Source organism: Allobosea thiooxidans (genome assembly GCF_900168195.1).
Lineage (GTDB): Bacteria > Pseudomonadota > Alphaproteobacteria > Rhizobiales > Beijerinckiaceae > Allobosea > Allobosea thiooxidans.
The window spans coordinates 1-2160 of sequence record NZ_FUYX01000032.1 but is presented as its reverse complement, the minus strand read 5'-3'; the positions used below and the strand labels follow the sequence as shown (position 1 = coordinate 2160).

Here is a 2160-nt window from a genome sequence, read left to right as displayed (position 1 = left end):
TCGGCCATGCGGCCCTGGCGGCCGGCGCGGGCTTCGGCCTCGAGCTTGTTGACGAGATCGACGACGTTGAAGAAGCGGCCGCGAGCGCCGGCACGTATGCAGGCCCGGGCGATCGCGATGGCAAGATGGGTCTTGCCGGTCCCGGTGCCTCCGACCAGGACGACATTGCGCTGATGAGCCAGGAAGTTGCCGCCGGCGAGATCATGGACGAGCGCCTCGTTGATCGGCGTGCCGTCGAAGGCGAAGTCGGCGATGTCCTTGGCGAGCGGCAGCTTGGCGATGGTGATCTGATACTTGATCGAACGGGCCTGCTTCTCGGCGATCTCGGCGGCGAGCAGATCGCCGACGACGCGCTGCGGCTCGTGCTGGCGCTTCACCGCCGAGGCGATGATCTCGTCGAAGGCGGCCTTCATGCCATAGAGCTTGAGCTCGCCCATGGTGGCGAGAATCTCCGAGCGTTCCATCACACGGCTCTCCTGAGGCTGTCGTAGCGGGCACAATCGGCGGCGGGCTCATGGCGCAAGCGCAAGGCATCGGGCGTCATGATCGTGATCGCTGCCGCCGGCTCGCGGCGCCGGGCCAGGATGTTGATGATCACGTCGGCGGAGTGGACGCCTTGCCGCAGAGCGTCCGCGCAGGCGGCTTCTACTGCGGACAATCCGTCACTCAGCACCGCTGTGAGGATCTCGACCATCTGCCTGTCGCCGTCTTGAACGGCCGCGAGCTTGCGCCGGACCCGGTCGATCGCACCGGGCAAGACCCAGTCCTTGAAGGGCGCTCCGTTCCGCAGGGCGCCCGGCTTGCGAGCCAGTACCGGGACATAGTGCCAGGGATCGTAGATGGTCTGGTCGCGGCCATAGCAGCGGGGATGCTCGCCGACGATACGCCCGTCCTGGCGCAACTCGATCCGATCGGCATAGGCGCGGATCTCGACGGGGCGCCCGACCGCACTCGCGATGACCGAGTACTTGTTGTTGTCGAAGCGCACGAGACAGGTCTTCGACACCGAGGCAGGCAGCGAGTGGAAGCCGTCGAACCGCCCCGCGTAAGGCACCAGGCTCGGGCGCTCGGCTTCGAACATCTCCCAGATCGTACGGTCACGTTGCTCCGGATGGCGGTGGGCCTTGGCGTAGCGAAGCACCTGATCCAGCAGCCAGGCGTTCAACTCGTCGTAGTTCTTGACCCGCAGGCGCGGGGCGAAGAAGCGCTCCCGCACGAGCCCGACCTGGTTCTCGACCTGCCCCTTCTCCCAGCCCGAGGCCGGCGTGCAAGCGACTGGATCGACCAGGTAATGGCTGCACATCTGCTGGAAGCGGCGATTATAGGCACGCTCCTTGCCGACGAAGATCGTCTCTACCGCAGTCTTCATGTTGTCGTAGATGCCGCGCGTGCAGGCGCCCTTGAAGAAGGCGAAGGCCCGGTCATGGGCATCGAAGACCATCTCCTGGCTCTCGCGCGGATAGGCCCGCACGAACAGCATGCGCGAGTGACAGAGCCGGACATGCGCCACCTTCACCTGGGTCGTGGCGCCATTGATGACGACGATCTCGTGGCTCCAGTCGAACTGGTAGGCCTCGCCGGGCGCGAAGCTCAAAGGCACATAGGCGTCGGCCGTGACGGCGGATTGCTCGCGGCGCCAGCCTCGCGCATAGCGACGAACGGCATCGTAGCCGCCCTCGTAGCCGAGATCCCGCAGCTCTTCAAAAAGACGGATCAGCGTCAGGCGCTCGCGGGCCGGCTTGCCGTCGTTCGCCATCAGCAGCCGATCCAGCTCAGGGCGCCAGGGCCCGATCTTCGGCTGCGGCTGAACCTTGCGCTCATACTCGAACGACGTCGCGCCAGAGCGCAGCACCTTCCGAACCGTGTTCCGAGAGACATGCAGCTCGCGGGCGATCTCCTTGATCGTCTTCCCGCGGATCGAAAACTCGCGCCGGATCCGCGCAATCGTATCCACGCCCTTCATCCCCCGCCCGCCCATCCGAAACCAGGACGGGCAGTCTCACCGAAACCGGCTCAAGGGGGTCAAAGTTGGAAGCCGATCCCCCGCCTCACGGGGTCAAACTTGGGCTCTGACTCAAATCTGCTGCATGTAGCGACTGATCTGGCGCTGGTTTCTACGAGGAATCAGCATGATGGATCAGCGATTTCGGCCAGCCAGCC

The 2160-nt window shown here is 65.2% G+C and carries 2 protein-coding genes; both read right to left on the bottom strand.

Going from position 1 to position 2160, the window contains the following annotated elements:
* On the bottom strand, positions 1 to 464 hold a 464-nt coding region (locus tag B5Y19_RS25510), incomplete at its 3' end, for an ATP-binding protein (protein ID WP_176168736.1).
* Complete coding sequence (istA, locus tag B5Y19_RS25505; protein ID WP_079592389.1) at positions 464 to 1963, bottom strand: IS21 family transposase; 1500 nt, start codon at positions 1961 to 1963, stop codon at positions 464 to 466. The genes B5Y19_RS25510 and istA, both read right to left, overlap by 1 nt.
* Between the last annotated feature and the right edge of the window lie 197 nt (positions 1964 to 2160).

What these genes read in the sequence shown, in the direction of transcription:
- istA (WP_079592389.1), bottom strand. Translation starts at nt 1,963, where the DNA reads ATGAAGGGCGTGGATACGATTGCGCGGATCCGGCGCGAGTTTTCGATC.